The following is a 15,593-nucleotide window of genomic DNA, read 5'->3' as shown; positions in this document are numbered from 1 at the left end:
CGGAGCGCCGCCGGAACGGTGCCGGACGCCTCCGGACTGGAGGACAATCGAAGCGTGGATCTTGACGCGTTCTCCTACCTGCTGACCCCCGCCGGGCAGGCCCTGCTGGGGTCGCTGCGCGACTACGACCCCGCCCGCGAACTGGCGGAGGCGACCCGGCTGCGGCGTGAACACCCCGCGGAACTGGTGTCGGCGGCGCTCGGCCAGGCCCGGCTGCGGCAGCGCGCGGAGGCGAAGTTCGGGGCGGACGCGTACCGGATGTACTTCACCCCCGACGGAGTGGAACAGGCCACCCGCACCGAGGTGGCGGAGTACCGGGCGGAGTGCTTCACAGCGCTGGGCGTACGGCGGCTGGCCGATCTGTGCTGCGGGATCGGCGGGGACGCCATCGCGCTCGCCCGGGCCGGCGTGGCGGTGCTGGCGGTCGACCGGGACCCGCTGACCTGCGCGGTCACACGGGCCAACGCGGAGTCGCTGGGCCTCGCCGACCTCATCGAGGTGCGCTGCGCCGATGTGACCGAGATCGCCACCAGCGGCTACGACGCCGTCTTCGTGGATCCTGCCCGGAGGGGAGGCAGATCAGGAGGGGTCTCGCGCAGCGAGTCGGTGAGGGGTGGTGGCCGGGCGACGGGTGGGCGGATCTTCGACCCTGAGTCGTACTCGCCGTCGCTGTCCTGGGCGATCGGGGCGGCCCGCGAGGTGCCGGTGGCGGCCCTGAAGGTCGCGCCGGGCATCCCGCACGAGGCCGTCCCCGACGACGCCGGGGCGGAGTGGATCTCCTACCGCGGTGATGTGAAGGAGGCCGTGCTGTGGTTCGGGAAGGACCCCGGCTCGGTGAGCGCGACCCTGCTGCCGTCCGCGGGCACCCTGTGGACCGGCGCCCCGCTCCCCGACCCGCCGGCCGGCCCGGTCGGCCGGTACCTCCACGAGCCGGACGGCGCGGTGATCCGCGCGCACCTGGTCGCCGAGGTCGCGGAACAGGTCGGCGGCCGGCTGATCGACGAGACGATCGCGTACATCACCGCCGACGAACTGCGCCCGACACCGTTCGCGACGGCGTACGAGATCACCGACGTGCTGCCGTTCGGCCTGAAGAAGCTGAAGGCGCTGCTGCGGCAGCGCGGTGTGGGCGTCGCCGTCATCAAGAAGCGCGGCTCCGCCATCGAGCCGGAGGACCTGCGCAAGAAGCTGAAGCTGGAGGGCCCGCACTCCGTCACGGTCTTCCTCACCCGCGTGGCGGGCGCACCGTCGATGCTGCTGGGCCGGCCGGTGAACGAGCCGTAGGCCGGCCGGTGTCGGGCGGCACCGGGCATCGCCTGACGCGGCATCATCCGCGCCGGTAGCCTGCAGCCGACTGCTGATGAACCGGGGGGCCGGGATGGATGAACTGAGGCCGGGCGACCCGCGCAGGGTCGGACCGTACGAGCTGCAGAAGCGGCTCGGCGCGGGGGGCATGGGCGAGGTGTATCTCGGCCGGTCGCGCAGCGGCCGGGCGGTCGCCGTCAAGCTCGTCCGGGCCGAGATCGCCGCGGATCCCGGCTTCCGCAGCCGGTTCCGCCGGGAGGTGGACGCGGCACGCGCGGTGTCCGGCTTCTGGACGGCGTCGGTCGTGGACGCCGATCCGGAGGCGGAACGGCCCTGGGTGGCCAGCCAATATCTGGAGGCGCCCGACCTCGGCGTCCTGGTGCAGCGGGACGGACCGCTGCCGGAGGCCGAACTCCGGGCGCTGGGCGCGGGGCTGACGGAGGCGCTGGCCTCGGTGCACGCGGCCGGCCTGGTGCACCGCGACCTCAAGCCGGGCAACGTGCTGATGGTCGACGACGGACCGCGGGTCATCGACTTCGGGATCTCCAAGGCGCTGGAGGGCGCCACGATGCTCACCGGGACGGGCGCGGTGATCGGCACGCCGGGGTTCATGTCCCCCGAGCAGGCCACCGGCGGCCGGGTGGGCGCGGAGAGCGATGTCTTCTCGCTCGGCTCGGTCCTGGTGTTCGCGGCCACCGGCCGGGCGCCCTTCGGGACGGGGACGGTTCCGGCGCTGCTGTACCGGGTGGTGCACGACGAGCCGGATCTCAGCGGGGTGCCGGACGCCCTGCGGCCGGTGGTCGCCGCCTGCCTCGCCAAGGACCCCCGGGAGCGCCCGGGAACGGATTCCCTGATCGACACGCTGACCGCCGCCCGCGAAGCCCCGCCAGCACACCGGCCGACCGTCGTGGCACCGGCCGCCACCCCACCCGCCACCCCACCCGCCGTCGTCGCGCCCGTCGTCGTACCCTCGGTCGCCCCAGCCACCGCCGCGCCGACCGCCACCGCGCCGCAGGTCGCCGAGCGCAAAGCCGGGCCGGTCCGCACCCGGGCCAAGACGCCGGCTCCGAGCAGGTATGAACTCACGCAGCAGGCACCGGTGTCCGGCGGACCGGGCCTGGCCGGCAACGCGGGGATCTTCACGATCGCGCTGGTCCTGTCCTCGGTGGCCGAGGTGGGGTTGATCGGCAACCAGGTGACCATGATGAGCCTCATCGTGGTCGCGCTGCTCACCACGGTCCTGACGTGGGCGCTGCGCGCCCTGGTCAGGGCTCGGCGCACGGCCGCCGTCTCGGTCGGCCTGGACGCGGCCGGGCTGCGACTGCGGCACGGCAGGGCCGAATGGTCCCGGCCGTGGACCGAGGTGCAGGAGGTCGCGCTCGTCCGCACCCGGGCCACGGTGGGCCGGCGCGCCGGCTTCCTGCTGCGGGCGACCGTTCCGGCCGGCAGCCTGCGGGCCGTCCCGCCCAAGGAGTTCGGTGTGGATTCCGGGGCCGCGGGCGTCACCGTCGCGGCGGCGCGGCGCAGCGCGGGGCTCACCCTGCGGCTGGACCCCGCCGAGGCGCGGGAGCTGTCCACGGCGCTGCGGCGGTACGCGAGCCGCGCCTACCGGCCCGAGCCGGAGAGCAAGGGCTGACGGCTCAGACGTAGTCCTCGAGGCGCGCCACGGTGAAGCCCTGCTCGGAGATCATGCGCAGCATGTTGGCGGTCATCTCCGTCATGGAGGTGCCCTTGAGCTCGGACGGGCCGCGGAAATGGGCCAGGATGATGTCGCCGGGGTGCAGTTTCTTGTCGGCGCGCTGGTACTGCATGCCCTTGATCTGCATGGACTCGCGCCACAGGATGAGCGCCTGGAGTCCGCAGGACTTCGCGGCGGTCTTGGTGGCCTCGTTCAGGTTGCCGTAGGGCGGCCGGAAGAGGCGGGGCGTGGTGCCGTACTCGGCCTTCAGCTTCGTCTGCTGGGTGCATATCTCGTGACGCTGGGCGGACTCCGACTCGGTCCGCAGGTTCGGGTGCGTCAGCGTGTGGTTCTGTATCGGGTTGCCGAGCTTCTGGAGCGGCTTGAAGTAGCCGTAGTCGCTCCGGATGATGTCGTCGGTCAGGAACATCGTGAAGGGGATCTTCAGCTCGCCCATCATGGTGACGAACTTCGGGTCCTTCTCCGCGCCGTCGTCGAAGGTGACGAAGACGATCTTCTCCTTGGTGGGGATGTCGCTGACCACCGGCGGCGTACCGGAACCGGTCTTCACCGGCTTCACCTTCGGCGGGGCCGGGGCCGGTGCCATCGGCTTGATCTTCCATTTGCGGAACGCGGCGGCGGTGTCCGCACCGTCGCCGGGGGCGGTGCTCCCGTCGGACGACGGGGCGGCGGAAGGTCCGGTCCCGGAAGTCGCCGGCGCGGCCTTCGGCGTGGACGAAGCCGTCGAGCACCCGGTGACGAGCAGGAGACCGGAAACGATCAGTCCCGCCGCTTTTATGTGCATATGTGAACCCTATGCTGTTCGTTCAAAACGCCATCTGTGTACTGAACGATGCAGAAAAGCGGCCGGGGGTTCCGCCAGCTCGGGCAACTCGGCCTCGTAGGGCGCGTCCCACCAGGTGATGACGAGCACCCGGTCACCGGGTGCGGAGAAGTGCTCGCGGCGCAGCGGGGCCGGTGCCAGCTCCTGGGCGCGGACCCATTCCAGCAGCTCGGCACCGCGCCCCTCGGCGGCCCGCGCCTCCCACATCAGGGCGACGGTCATCAGTACAGGTTGTCCTTGCTCAGCTCGTGCACATGGTCGTGCGAGTGGGTGTGCTCCTCCGGGTGCGGGTGCGAGTGGCCCGGTACGGAGACCTCGGTGACGGGCAGCGAGGAGTCGGCCGGCAGGTCCCAGGTCGAGGACGGCCGGTTGCGCGCCACCATCTCCGCGCCGAGCGCCGCGACCATGGCGCCGTTGTCCGTGCACAGTGCCCGGCGCGGCACCCGCAGCACGATGCCCGCGTCCTCGCAGCGCTCCAGTGCCAGAGACCGCAGCCGTGAGTTCGCCGCGACCCCGCCGCCGATCATCAGGTGGTCCACGCCGTGCTCCTTGCAGGCCCGGATCGCCTTACGGGTCAGCACGTCCACCACGGCCTCCTGGAAGGACGCGGCGACATCCGCCACCGGCACGTCCAAGCCGTCCCGGCGCTGCGCCTCGACCCAGCGCGCGACGGCCGTCTTCAGGCCGGAGAACGAGAAGTCGTACGGCGCGTCGCGCGGGCCGGTCAGGCCGCGCGGGAACCTGATGGCCTTCGGGTCGCCGTCGCGGGCGTGCCGGTCGACGGCCGGGCCGCCGGGGAAGCCGAGGCCCAGCACCCGGGCGACCTTGTCGAACGCCTCGCCCGCCGCGTCGTCGATCGTCGAGCCCAGCGGCCGCACATCACTGGTGATGTCCGGGGCGAGCAGCAGCGACGAGTGCCCGCCGGAGACCAGCAGCGCCATCGTCGGCTCGGGCAGCGCGCCGTGCTCCAGCTGGTCCACGCAGATGTGCGACGCGAGGTGGTTGACGCCGTAGAGCGGCTTGCCGAGCGCGTAGGCGTACGCCTTGGCGGCGCTCACGCCCACCAGCAGCGCGCCCGCGAGCCCGGGGCCCGCGGTGACGGCGATGCCGTCGAGGTCGCTCGCGGCGACCCCCGCCTCCTTCAGGGCGCGCTGGATCGTGGGGACCATCGCCTCCAGATGCGCCCGGCTGGCGATCTCGGGCACCACGCCGCCGTAGCGCGCGTGGTCGTCGACGCTGGACGCCACCGCGTCGGCGAGCAGGGTGTGCCCCCGGACGATGCCGACACCGGTCTCGTCGCAGGAGGTCTCGATGCCGAGGACAAGCGGCTCGTCAGCCATCAGTAGTGGTTCCTTGTACGGAGGAGGGTTCGGTCATACGCATCACGAGGGCGTCGACGTTGCCCGGTTGGTAGTAACCCTTGCGGAAGCCGATCGGCTCGAAGCCGAAGCGCTCGTAGAGCCGTTGGGCGCGGAGGTTGTCGACCCGGACCTCGAGCAGCACCTCGTGGCACTCGAAGGCGGTGGCCTGGTGCATCAGGTCGGCGAGCAGCCGGGCGCCCAGGCCGGTGCCCCACTGGTCGCGGGCGGCGGCGATGGTCTGCACGTCGCCGGTCCCGGCGATCGCCGCGAGTCCCGCGTAGCCGACCAGCCGGCCCCCACCGCCGGTGACGGCGGCAGCGTCCTCGGCGACGTCTTCAGCGACGTCCTCGGCCACGATGTAGTGCCTGGTGGCCAGCGGGTGCCGCGCGTCGGCCAGCTCGGACCAGAACATGCCGCGCGACCAGGCGTCCTCGGGGAAGAGCTCCAGTTCCAGCTCCATCACCCGGTCCAGGTCCCACCAGCGCATCTCGCGCAGTGTCACCGTCACTTGGGCAGGACCGCCTTGTAGCCGGCCGGCACCTGCGCGTCGGGCCGCCGCAGGTACAGCGGCAGCGGGGGCGCGAACTCCGCGCCCTCCGCGAGCCGCAGGGCGCCGAGCGCGGCCAGCGCGCCGGCGGACTGGTGCTCAGGAGCCCGCACGTCCGTGAAGACCTCCGGGTACAGCGCGGCCCCGGCGCCGACGGCGGGCAGCCCCGCGACCGCCTGCGCGATATCGGCGGGACGGTCGACGGCGGGCTCGGTCACCCGCTCGCGGGGGCTGTCGTAGCGGGCCCAGTAGACCTCTTTGCGGCGGGCGTCGGTGGCCACCACGAAGGGGCCCTCGACGCCGGCCAGACCGGCCGCGTACGCGATCCCGTCCAGGGTGCAGATGCCGTGCACCGGCACCCCGAGCGCGTCGCCGAACGCGGCGGCGGTCACCAGGCCGACCCGCAGCCCCGTGTACGGCCCGGGGCCGGTCCCGACGACGATGCCGGTCACATCGCCGATCGCCGCCCCGGCCTCGCCCAGCACCCGGTCGACGGCCGGCATGAGGAGTTCTCCGTGCCGCCGGGCGTCGACGACCGTCGATTCGGCGAGCACCCGCCCGCCGTCGTGGAGCGCGGCGGTCACAGCGGGCGTAGCGGTGTCAAAAGCAAGCAGAAGCACGGTGACACCCTACGGCCCCGCCCCATTCCCCGGGCCGGCCGCGGTGGCGGTGGGGGCGGTGGCCCAGGCCGCCACACCGGGCACAACACCCGGCCGCCCGGCGCCCGCTCGCGCGGTCATCGGGCGGGCCCCGGCTGCTAACGTCGACCACAGCCCGCAAACCCCTCCGGAGGAGCGAACCAACCGTGCCAAGGATCGGGTCGGGGACCCTCGTGACAGGCCTCACCGCTGCCGCGCTCGCCGTCATCGCCGTACTGGCCGTCCAGGCCTCCGGTTCCGCGGCGGACCACCCCGTGACGGCCCGCCCCTCGAGCCCGGCCGCCACCGCGCCCACGGCCAAGGTGCCGCCGGTCACCAAGGTGCCGGCGCTGCCCGCGAACACCGGCACCGGCAAGCGCGTGGTCTACGGGCTGGCGGCCAAGCGGGTCTGGCTGGTGAACGGCGCCAACAAGGTGGTGCGCACCTACGTCGTCGCGCCGGGCAGCGTCGATCCGGCCCCCGGCCGCTACAAGGTCACCTCGCGCACCGCGCGCGGCACCGGCGGTGACGGGATCGCGATCGAGCACGTCGTGCGGTTCGCGACCGTCGGCGCCACCGTCATCGGCTTCAGCGCGGCGGTGGACGCCTCGATGCCCAGCCCGGACCCGCAGAAGAAGACCGGCGGTATCCGTGAGACGCCCGCCGACGGTGACGAGCTGTGGAAGCTCGCGGTGATCGACACCAAGATCGTCGTCGTCCGCTGATCAAGCGATCAAGGACGCGAATTCCACCGTTCGAGTGAAGGGCGGCCGGCTGTTACGCCGCGTCGCGGCGTTCCCCGTCGTTCTCGTCGGGCGGGGTGGACACGGCCGTCGCCGCCGCACCCGCGGCCAGCAGCTCGCTCATCGACGGCAGTGCGGGGATCGCGGGACCGGTGGGAACTCCGGGGACCACGGGGGCAGCCGGGACCGCGGGGACGGCGGCGGGCTTCGGCGCGTCCGAAGTGCCATGAGCCGGCATGCGTGCCTCCTGAGGGAATGTAGGCAGCCTCGACCAACATCTGCACTCCCATGCGACCACGCCGGGCCACCCGCGCGCAACATCTTCCCGACACGCTGTCGGAACGCCTCCCCGCCGGGCTAGGCCCCGAGCGGTGAAAGGTCCTGGTTGACCCAGCGTCGGCCGATACCGGTGACGGTCACCTCGCGCACGTCGTCGACATCGCTTTCGGCGTCGACGTCGGCGCCGGGATCCGCGTCAGCGCCGGCGTCGTGCTGCCCGGCCGTGCCGAGCGTCCGGGAGATGACGACCTGCAGCCGGGCCTCGGACAGCTCCTCGACCTTGCCCTCGCCCCATTCGACGACCACCACCGATTCCGGCAGCGAGACGTCGAGGTCCAGGTCCTCCATCTCGTCGAGCCCGCCGCCCAGCCGGTACGCGTCCACGTGCACCAGGGCGGGACCGCCGCTCAGCGACGGATGCACCCGGGCGATCACGAAGGTCGGCGAGGTCACCGCCCCCCGCACCCCGAGGCCCTCCCCCAGGCCGCGGGTCAGCGTCGTCTTGCCCGCGCCCAGTTCGCCACTGAGCAGCACCAGGTCACCGGGGAGCAGCAGACCGGCGAGAGCCCGGCCCAACTCCCGCATACGGTCGGGGGTCCTGACCGTGAGACGGACGGATACGGGGTCGTCAGCGGTGTGCTGACCGTGCAGCGGTTCCATGTCCGCGAATGCTACGCGGCGTGGCGGAGGCGAGGGCCTGGCCGGCCGATCATGGGCGGGCAAGGCGTCGTCTGGTGCGGTGCCTCGCAAGGCGCCGGAGCACCTGCATACCGGTTTGTATTCAGGTGTTTCGGCAACGCCGCGAGGGGCCGTGCCAGGCGGCGAAAGGGCCGCTCGTGATCGGCCGGCCAGGCCCTATGCCTCCTGTGCCGCCTGCCGCACCTCTTGAGAGAGCCCCAGTTCTCTGACCGTCTGTGGCAGCGGGGCCTGGACGGCGTCCGCCGCGCGGGCCAGCAGAGCGGCCAGATGGGCGTTCACCAGTTCCGGGTACTCCAGCATCACCAGGTGACCGGCGTTCTCGACGATCACCAGTTCCGCGGCCGGCAGCCGCTCCGCGATGTCGGCGCTGTGGTCGCTCGGGGTGAGCAGGTCCTTGTCCCCGGCCAGTACGAGCGCGGGCTTGCCGTCCAGGACGGCCAGCGCGTCCGCCTTCTCGTGCTGGATGAACGCCGGGTAGAACTCGGCGACGACGTCGATCGGCGTCCCCTCGATCAGCCGCTCGGCGAACCGGCCCACCGACGCGTCGACGTCCGAGGCGAACGAGTACCGCTTCACGATGCCCGCGAAGAGGTCCGCGGTGGCCCGCCGCCCGCGCTCCACCAGATCCACCTGCGTGCCGAGGATCCGCAGCACGCCGGGCGCCAGCGCCCGGAACGCCCGTGCCCCGGCGGCCGGCAGCCCCATCGTCATCGCCGCCAGCTTCCCCGCTGACGTGCCGATGAAGGCGACCCCGGCCACCCGTTCCGTCACCAGATCGGGGAACTGGTCGGCCAGCGCCATGATCGTCATGCCGCCCATCGAGTGCCCGACGAGCACCAGCGGGCCGTTCGGCGCGGCGGCGTCCAGCACCGCCTTGAGGTCGCGGCCGAGCTGGTCGATCGTGGCGGGCTCGCCCGCGAGCTGGTCCCGGCCGCGCTCGGAGCGCCCGTGGCTGCGCTGGTCCCAGTAGACCGCCCGGACGCTGCCGCGCAGGGCCGCGCGCTGGAAGTGCCAGGCGTCCTGGTTGAGGCAGTAGCCATGGCAGAAGACGACGGTGAGCGGCTGCGGCTCGGCCCCGCCGCCCCGCTTGAAGAGGCCCGTCCAGCCGCGCCGCGGCACCGCCACCGGCTGCTCCACGACGTCCTCGACCTCGTAGTACAGCTCGGTGCCGTCCTCCGCGGCCACCGAACCCGGTGTGCCGCGCAGCGCTCCGTACGGCCCGGCCGCGTCCAGCGCGAGCCGCGCCTTCCTGCGGATGCCCCGGCCGACCGTGAGCCGCTCCAGCGCGACGCCAGCGGCGGCGCCCGCCGCCACCACGCCGATCGCCGCACCGACGAAGCCGGCGCTCTTGCCGGCCCGCTCCCACTTCGCTCCGCTGTCCATGGTCATCGTGTTCCCGCTACTCCCCTGGTACGCGTCTCCCGTTGTCGACATAGACGCGCGGCACCCGGGTCCCGATCCGCGTGACGATCTCGTAGGCGATGGTGCCCGCGGCCAGCGCCCAGTCCTCCGCGGTCGGCTCGCCCCGGTCACCCGGCCCGAACAGTACTGCCTCGTCGCCCGGTTGGGCCGCGTCGCCCCCGAGGTCGACGACGAACTGGTCCATCGCGACCCGGCCGGCGACCGTCCGCCACTTCCCGGCGACCAGGGCGGGCCCCGAGCCCGACGCGTGCCGGGGGACGCCGTCCGCGTAACCCAGCGGGACGAGCGCCAGGGTCGTCTCGCCCGGGGTGATGTAGTGGTGGCCGTAGCTGACCCCGTGCCCGCCCGGCACCCGCTTCACCGACGCCAGCCGCGCGGCCAGCGTCATCACCGGCCGCAGCCCGAAGTCGGCGGGGCCACCGACCTGCGGCACCGGCGAGATCCCGTACATCGCGACGCCCGGGCGCACCAGGTCGAAGTGCGACTCCGGGAGGGTCAGGGTGCCCGGCGAGTTCGCCATGTGCCGCACCTCGGGGTCGAGGCCGGCGGCCGCCGCGCCCGCCAGGGCGGTGTGGAACGCCGCCAGCTCGGCGGCGATCGACGGATGGCCCGGCTCGTCGGCGCACGAGAAGTGCGACCAGATGCCGGTGACCTTGATCAGCCCGTCGGTCTCGGCCGCCCGCGCCGCGGCGGTCAGCTCCGGCCAGTCGGCCGGCTGGCAGCCGTTGCGGCCCAGGCCGGTGTCCGCCTTCAGCTGCACCCTGGCCGTGCCGCCCGCCTCGCGGGCCGCCGCGCACACCTCGCGCAGCGCCCACAGGGCGCTCACCGTCACATCGATGTCGGCCTCGACCGCGGCGCGCCACGGGCCGCCGGGCGTCCACAGCCAGCACAGCAGCCGGCCGCCGATCCCGGCCGCGCGCAACGCCAGCGCCTCCTCGGGCGTGGCGGTGCCGAGCCAGGCCGCCCCGGCCTCCAGCGCGGCCCGCGCACACGGCACCATGCCGTGCCCGTAGGCGTCCGCCTTGACCACGGCCATCAGCCCGGCGCCGGGGGCACAGGCCCGCAGCGCCGTCACATTCGCCCGGAGCGCGGTCAGATCGATCTCCGCCCAGGCACGCATCGCAGTGTTGTCCATCGAGCCCAGTCTCTCAGGCCGGTGGCTCCGCCCCGCGCCTCCGCCCCGCGCGACCGGCGGAACGGGCCCGCAACCGGGCCGTTCTCCGGCGTCAGGACGGGGTTCAGCCGCCCGTCACCTGACGCCACGCGGCCGGAAGGGTGGCCGCGATGTCCTGGGCCGAGACGGGCGCGCCGACACTGGCGGCGGAGCCGGAGGCCAGCCGGGCGGCCAGGCCGTGGAGGTGGGCGCCGACGGACGCGGCGTCGCGGGGGGCGAGGCCGGCGGCCAGCAGGGAGCCGGTGAGGCCGGACAGGACGTCACCGCTGCCGGCGGTGGCGAGCCACGACGTGCCGGTCGGGTTGACCCGCACCGGCACGGCCCGGTCGGGGTCGGCCACCAGCGTCGTCGAGCCCTTGAGGAGCACCGTGGCGCCGTACTGCTCGGCGAGCTCCCGCACCGACGCCAGCCGGGCCGCCTCGACCTCCTCCCGGGACCGCCCCAGCAGCGCCGCCGCCTCCCCCGCGTGCGGGGTGAGGACGGTGGCCGCGGTGCGCGCCCTGACCTGCTCACGGGTGATCAGCCGCAGCCCGTCCGCGTCGACGAGGACGGGCACCCCGGACGCGAGGACGTCGTCGACCGACCGCCGCGCCTCCGTGCCGTCGCCGAGACCGGGACCGACCACCCACGCCTGGACGCGGCCCGCTTCGGACGGCGGGCCGGTCGTGACGAGCGTCTCGGGGAAGCGCGCCAGCACGGCCTCCCCTCCGTGCCCGGCGTACCGCACGGCGCCCGCGCCGCCGCGCAGCGCGCCCGCCACGGCGAGGACGGCCGCGCCCGGATAGCGGTCGGACCCGGCGACCACGCCGACGACCCCGCGCCGGTACTTGTCGCTCTCGGTGGCCGGCACCGGCCGCAGCGCGGCGACCTCCGCGAACTGCAGGGCTTCGAGCGCCGGGGCCGGCAGATCGGGGCCGAGGCCGATGTCGATCAGGCGCGGAGCACCGACGAACCCGGCGGCCGGGTCGATCAGCAGGCCCGGCTTGTAGGTGCCGAAGGTGACGGTGACGTCGGCGTGCACGACCGGGCCGGTGACCTCACCGGTGTCGGCGTCGACACCGCTCGGCAGGTCCACGGCGACGACCGTGGCGCGGGAGTCGCGCGCGGCCCGCGCGAGCGGCACGGCCGCCGGCCGCAGACCGCCCTTCCCGCCGATGCCGACGATCCCGTCCAGGACGAGGTCGGCGCGGCCGATCAGCGGCAGCGCCGCGTCGGCGGTCACCGTACGGCCACCCGCGGCCCGCAGGTCCGCCAGCCCGCCGCCGTGCGTACGGTCCGGCGCGAGCAGCACCGCGGTGACGGCGGCCCCGCGCCGGGCGAGCCTGGCCCCCGCGTAGAGAGCGTCGCCGCCGTTGTCACCACTGCCGACGAGCAGGACGACACGGGCGCCGTACACCCGCCCGAGCAGCCCGGCACAGGCAGCCGCCAGCCCGGCAGCCGCCCGCTGCATGAGCGCCCCTTCGGGCAACCGCGCCATAAGAGCGCGCTCCGCCGCCCGTACGGTGTCGACGGTGTGTGCGTGCCGCATCCGTTGTCCTCTCGTTTCCCACCCGCGGGCGGGCGGTTCAACCCTCCGCGATCACCACAGCGGAAGCGATCCCCGCGTCATGGCTCAACGAGACGTGCCACCCCCGCACCCCCAGCTCCGCCGCCCGCCGGGCGACCGAGCCGGTGACCGTGAGCCGTGGCTGGCCGGTGTCCTCGGTGGTCACCTCGGCGTCCAGCCAGACCAGCCCAGCCGGGGCGCCGAGTGCCTTGGCGAGAGCTTCCTTGGCGGCGAACCGGGCGGCGAGCGAGGCGATGCCACGGGGTTCGCCGCCGGGCAGCAGCCGCTCGTTCTTGGTGAAGAGCCGGTCGGCCAGGCCCGGGGTGCGCTCCAGGGACGCGGCGAAGCGCTCGATCTCGGCGACGTCGATCCCGACCCCGATGATCATTCGACGGTCACCGACTTGGCGAGGTTCCGCGGCTGGTCGACCTCGTTGCCGCGGGCGGTGGCCAGCTCGCACGCGAAGACCTGCAGCGGCACGGTGGCCACCAGCGGCTGCAGCAGCACCGGCGTGCGCGGGATGCGGATGATGTGGTCCGCGTACGGGACGACCGCCTCGTCGCCCTCCTCGGCGATGACGATGGTGCGGGCGCCGCGGGCCCGGATCTCCTGGATGTTGGAGACGATCTTGTCGTGCAGCACCGACCGGCCGCGCGGCGACGGCACCACCACGACCACCGGCAGGTCCTTCTCGATGAGCGCGATCGGCCCGTGCTTGAGCTCGCCCGCTGCGAAGCCCTCGGCGTGCATGTACGCCAGCTCCTTGAGCTTCAGCGCGCCCTCCAGGGCGACCGGGTAACCGACGTGCCGGCCCAGGAACAGCACGGTGTTCTTGTCCTTCAGTGAGCGTGCGAGCGCCCGTACCGGCTCCATCGTCTCCAGGACCTGCCCCACCTGGGTGGAGATCTCCGACAGCTCACGGATCACCCCGGTGATCTCGTCGCCCCACTTGGTGCCGCGTACCTGCCCCAGGTACAGCGCGACCAGGTAGCAGGCGACGACCTGCGTCAGGAACGCCTTCGTCGAGGCGACGGCGACCTCGGGCCCGGCGTGCGTGTACAGCACGGCGTCGGACTCCCGCGGGATCGTCGAGCCGTTGGTGTTGCAGATGGCGAGCACCTTGGAGCCCTGCTCACGGGCGTGCCGCAGCGCCATCAGGGTGTCCATCGTCTCGCCGGACTGGCTGATCGCGACGACGAGCGTGCGCTGGTCCAGGATCGGGTCCCGGTACCGGAACTCGCTCGCGAGCTCCACCTCGCACGGCATCCGCGTCCAGTGCTCGATCGCGTACTTGGCGATCATCCCGGCGTGGAACGCCGTCCCGCACGCGACGATCACGACCTTGTCGATCTCGCGCAGCATCCGGTCCGGCATCCGCAGTTCGTCGAGGGTCAGCCGGCCGTCCGTGCCGATCCGCCCCAGCAGCGTGTCGGCGACCGCCTTCGGCTGCTCGGCGATCTCCTTGAGCATGAAGTAGTCGTAGCCGCCCTTCTCGGCGGCCGAGACGTCCCAGTCGACGTGATACGGCCGCACCTCGGCCGGCTTGCCCTCGAAGTCGGTGACGGTGACGCTCTCCCGGCGCAGCTCGACTACCTGGTCCTGGCCCAGCTCGATCGCCTCGCGGGTGTACGCGATGAACGCGGCGACGTCCGACGCCAGGAAGTTCTCGCCCTCCCCGACGCCCACCACCAGCGGTGAGTTGCGACGCGCCCCGACCACCACGTCCGGCTCGTCCGCATGCACCGCGACCAGCGTGAACGCCCCGTCCAGCTGCCGGCACACCTGCCGCATCGCCTCGGCCAGGTCCGCCGACGAGGAGAAGTGCTCGGCGAGCAGATGCGCCACGACCTCGGTGTCGGTCTCGGACTCCAGCACGTGGCCGCGCTCGGCCAGCTCCGCCCGCAGCGCGGCGAAGTTCTCGATGATGCCGTTGTGCACCACCGCGACCCGTCCGGCGTTGTCCAGGTGCGGATGCGCGTTCACATCCGTCGGGCCGCCGTGGGTCGCCCACCGCGTGTGCCCGATCCCGGTTCCGCCGGCCGGCAGCGGCTGCCGCTCCAGCAGCGCCTCCAGATTGGCGAGCTTGCCGGCCTTCTTGGCGGCGGCCAGACCACCGTCGGCCAGCACGGCGATACCCGCCGAGTCGTAGCCCCGGTACTCCAGCCGCCGCAGCCCGGCGACAACGACATCGAGAGCGGACCGGCCGCCCACATACCCCACGATTCCGCACATGCCCGCCACCCTATGGCCGTACCGCCCCGCCGTCCCAGAGGCCCTCCGGGGCCCCCGAGGTGAACAGGGCGCGGCGCGGCAGCACAATGGGGCGTGTGCCGACCACCGATCAGCAGCAGCGCCGACGCGCCGAGATCAGCCCGTACGTGGACCTCAGCCGCGCGGAGTGGAGCGCGCTGCGGGAGCGGACGCCACTGCCGCTGACCGCCGACGAGGTGGAGCGGCTGCGGGGCCTGGGCGACGTCATCGACCTGGACGAGGTCGTGGACGTGTATCTGCCGCTGTCCCGGCTGCTCAATCTGTACGTGGCCGCCCACAGCGGCCTGCGGGGCGCCCTGAACACCTTCCTGGGCGACGCGGGCAACGGGCAGGGCGAACAGCCCGGCACCCCCTTCATCATCGGGGTGGCGGGGAGCGTCGCGGTCGGGAAGTCGACCACCGCCCGTATCCTGCGCGCGCTGCTGGCCCGCTGGCCCGAGCACCCGCGGGTCGAGCTGGTGACCACCGACGGCTTCCTGCTGCCCAACGCCGAACTGCACCGCCGCGACCTGATGTCGCGCAAGGGCTTCCCGGAGTCCTACGACCGGCGCGCGCTGACCCGCTTCGTCGCCGATGTGAAGGCGGGCAAGGACGAGGTGACCGCACCCGTCTACTCGCACCTGATCTACGACATCGTCCCCGGGGAGCGCCTGACGGTGCGCCGGCCCGACATCCTCATCGTCGAGGGCCTGAACGTGCTGCAGCCGGCGCTGCCCGGCAAGGACGGCCGCACCCGTGTCGGCCTCGCCGACTTCTTCGACTTCAGCGTGTACGTCGACGCCCGTACCGAGGACATCGAGCAGTGGTATCTCGGCCGGTTCCGCAAGCTCCGTGAGACGGCGTTCCAGAACCCGTTCTCGTACTTCCGCAAGTACACGCAGGTCTCGGAGGCGGAGGCGATGGAGTACGCCCGGCTGATGTGGCGGACCGTCAACAAGCCCAACCTGCAGCAGAATGTGCTGCCGACGCGCAGCCGCGCCACGCTGGTGCTCCGCAAGGGCCCGCAGCACAAGGTCCAGCGGCTGTCGCTGCGCAAGCTCTGAACCCACCGTGCACCGAACGCGCGCCGCCCGCCCGGGAATCCGG

16 protein-coding genes are annotated in these 15,593 nt (G+C 73.3%); 4 read left to right on the top strand and 12 right to left on the bottom strand.

The window, feature by feature from the left end:
* Positions 1 to 54: 54 nt before the first annotated feature.
* Entirely contained in the window at positions 55 to 1,284 is a 1,230-nt protein-coding gene (locus G3I60_RS27590; RefSeq protein ID WP_164297461.1) for a class I SAM-dependent methyltransferase, read from the top strand.
* A 94-nt stretch (positions 1,285 to 1,378) separates the two neighbouring features.
* A complete protein-coding gene (locus tag G3I60_RS45730; protein ID WP_239070316.1) occupies positions 1,379 to 2,941 on the top strand; it encodes a serine/threonine-protein kinase in 1,563 nt (520 codons plus the stop codon).
* Between the two features lie 4 nt (positions 2,942 to 2,945).
* Here the strand turns inward: G3I60_RS45730 and G3I60_RS27580 are convergent, their stop codons facing one another.
* The 5 genes from G3I60_RS27580 to tsaB are packed head-to-tail and all read right to left on the bottom strand — an operon-like array spanning position 2,946 to position 6,355.
* Positions 2,946 to 3,788 (bottom strand): polysaccharide deacetylase family protein, encoded by an 843-nt coding sequence (locus tag G3I60_RS27580; RefSeq protein WP_138352936.1) that lies wholly within the window; start codon positions 3,786 to 3,788, stop codon positions 2,946 to 2,948.
* 9 nt (positions 3,789 to 3,797) lie between these two features.
* Positions 3,798 to 4,049, bottom strand: a complete 252-nt coding sequence (locus G3I60_RS27575; protein WP_138352935.1) for a hypothetical protein — start codon at positions 4,047 to 4,049, stop codon at positions 3,798 to 3,800.
* Positions 4,049 to 5,167, bottom strand: coding sequence for a tRNA (adenosine(37)-N6)-threonylcarbamoyltransferase complex transferase subunit TsaD (tsaD, locus tag G3I60_RS27570; protein ID WP_138352934.1), 1,119 nt, complete (start codon positions 5,165 to 5,167; stop codon positions 4,049 to 4,051). The genes G3I60_RS27575 and tsaD overlap by 1 nt, the downstream gene beginning before the upstream one ends.
* Positions 5,160 to 5,696 (bottom strand): ribosomal protein S18-alanine N-acetyltransferase, encoded by a 537-nt coding sequence (gene rimI / locus G3I60_RS27565; protein ID WP_331284067.1) that lies wholly within the window; start codon positions 5,694 to 5,696, stop codon positions 5,160 to 5,162. The genes tsaD and rimI overlap by 8 nt, the downstream gene beginning before the upstream one ends.
* On the bottom strand, positions 5,693 to 6,355 hold the full coding sequence (gene tsaB, locus G3I60_RS27560; protein ID WP_164297459.1) for a tRNA (adenosine(37)-N6)-threonylcarbamoyltransferase complex dimerization subunit type 1 TsaB: 663 nt from the start codon (positions 6,353 to 6,355) through the stop codon (positions 5,693 to 5,695). The genes rimI and tsaB overlap by 4 nt, the downstream gene beginning before the upstream one ends.
* A 185-nt stretch (positions 6,356 to 6,540) precedes the next feature.
* On the opposite strand from tsaB, the gene G3I60_RS27555 reads away from it, so the two are divergent.
* On the top strand, positions 6,541 to 7,098 hold the full coding sequence (locus G3I60_RS27555) for a hypothetical protein (RefSeq protein WP_343241800.1): 558 nt from the start codon (positions 6,541 to 6,543) through the stop codon (positions 7,096 to 7,098).
* Between the two features lie 52 nt (positions 7,099 to 7,150).
* On the opposite strand, the gene G3I60_RS27550 is transcribed toward G3I60_RS27555, so the two are convergent.
* From G3I60_RS27550 to glmS, 7 genes are all read right to left on the bottom strand, one after another.
* Positions 7,151 to 7,354, bottom strand: a complete 204-nt coding sequence (locus G3I60_RS27550) for a hypothetical protein (RefSeq protein WP_138352931.1) — start codon at positions 7,352 to 7,354, stop codon at positions 7,151 to 7,153.
* A gap of 119 nt (positions 7,355 to 7,473) precedes the next feature.
* Entirely contained in the window at positions 7,474 to 8,055 is a 582-nt protein-coding gene (gene tsaE / locus G3I60_RS27545; protein WP_138352930.1) for a tRNA (adenosine(37)-N6)-threonylcarbamoyltransferase complex ATPase subunit type 1 TsaE, read from the bottom strand.
* 195 nt (positions 8,056 to 8,250) lie between these two features.
* The gene (locus G3I60_RS27540) at positions 8,251 to 9,477 is read right to left on the bottom strand and encodes an alpha/beta fold hydrolase (RefSeq protein WP_239070314.1); all 1,227 of its coding nucleotides are present in this window, start codon (positions 9,475 to 9,477) and stop codon (positions 8,251 to 8,253) included.
* A 16-nt stretch (positions 9,478 to 9,493) separates the two neighbouring features.
* Entirely contained in the window at positions 9,494 to 10,651 is a 1,158-nt protein-coding gene (gene alr, locus G3I60_RS27535; RefSeq protein ID WP_164297455.1) for an alanine racemase, read from the bottom strand.
* A 103-nt stretch (positions 10,652 to 10,754) separates the two neighbouring features.
* Entirely contained in the window at positions 10,755 to 12,218 is a 1,464-nt protein-coding gene (locus G3I60_RS27530) for an NAD(P)H-hydrate dehydratase (protein ID WP_164607838.1), read from the bottom strand.
* 37 nt (positions 12,219 to 12,255) lie between these two features.
* The gene (locus G3I60_RS27525) at positions 12,256 to 12,624 is read right to left on the bottom strand and encodes a holo-ACP synthase (RefSeq protein ID WP_164297451.1); all 369 of its coding nucleotides are present in this window, start codon (positions 12,622 to 12,624) and stop codon (positions 12,256 to 12,258) included.
* Positions 12,621 to 14,468 carry a glutamine--fructose-6-phosphate transaminase (isomerizing) gene (gene glmS, locus G3I60_RS27520; RefSeq protein WP_164297448.1) on the bottom strand — a complete coding sequence of 616 codons (1,848 nt, stop codon included), beginning with the start codon at positions 14,466 to 14,468 and terminating at the stop codon, positions 12,621 to 12,623. The genes G3I60_RS27525 and glmS overlap by 4 nt, the downstream gene beginning before the upstream one ends.
* A 95-nt stretch (positions 14,469 to 14,563) precedes the next feature.
* Here glmS and coaA point away from each other — a divergent pair, with 95 nt between their 5' ends.
* Positions 14,564 to 15,550, top strand: a complete 987-nt coding sequence (gene coaA, locus G3I60_RS27515; protein ID WP_343241799.1) for a type I pantothenate kinase — start codon at positions 14,564 to 14,566, stop codon at positions 15,548 to 15,550.
* Positions 15,551 to 15,593: the final 43 nt, after the last annotated feature.

It is taken from the genome of Streptomyces sp. SID13666, from assembly GCF_010548325.1.
GTDB classification, from domain to species: Bacteria; Actinomycetota; Actinomycetes; order Streptomycetales; family Streptomycetaceae; genus Actinacidiphila; species Actinacidiphila fildesensis.
Note: the sequence above shows the minus strand (reverse complement) of the source record. Positions and strands in the feature narration are given on the sequence as shown.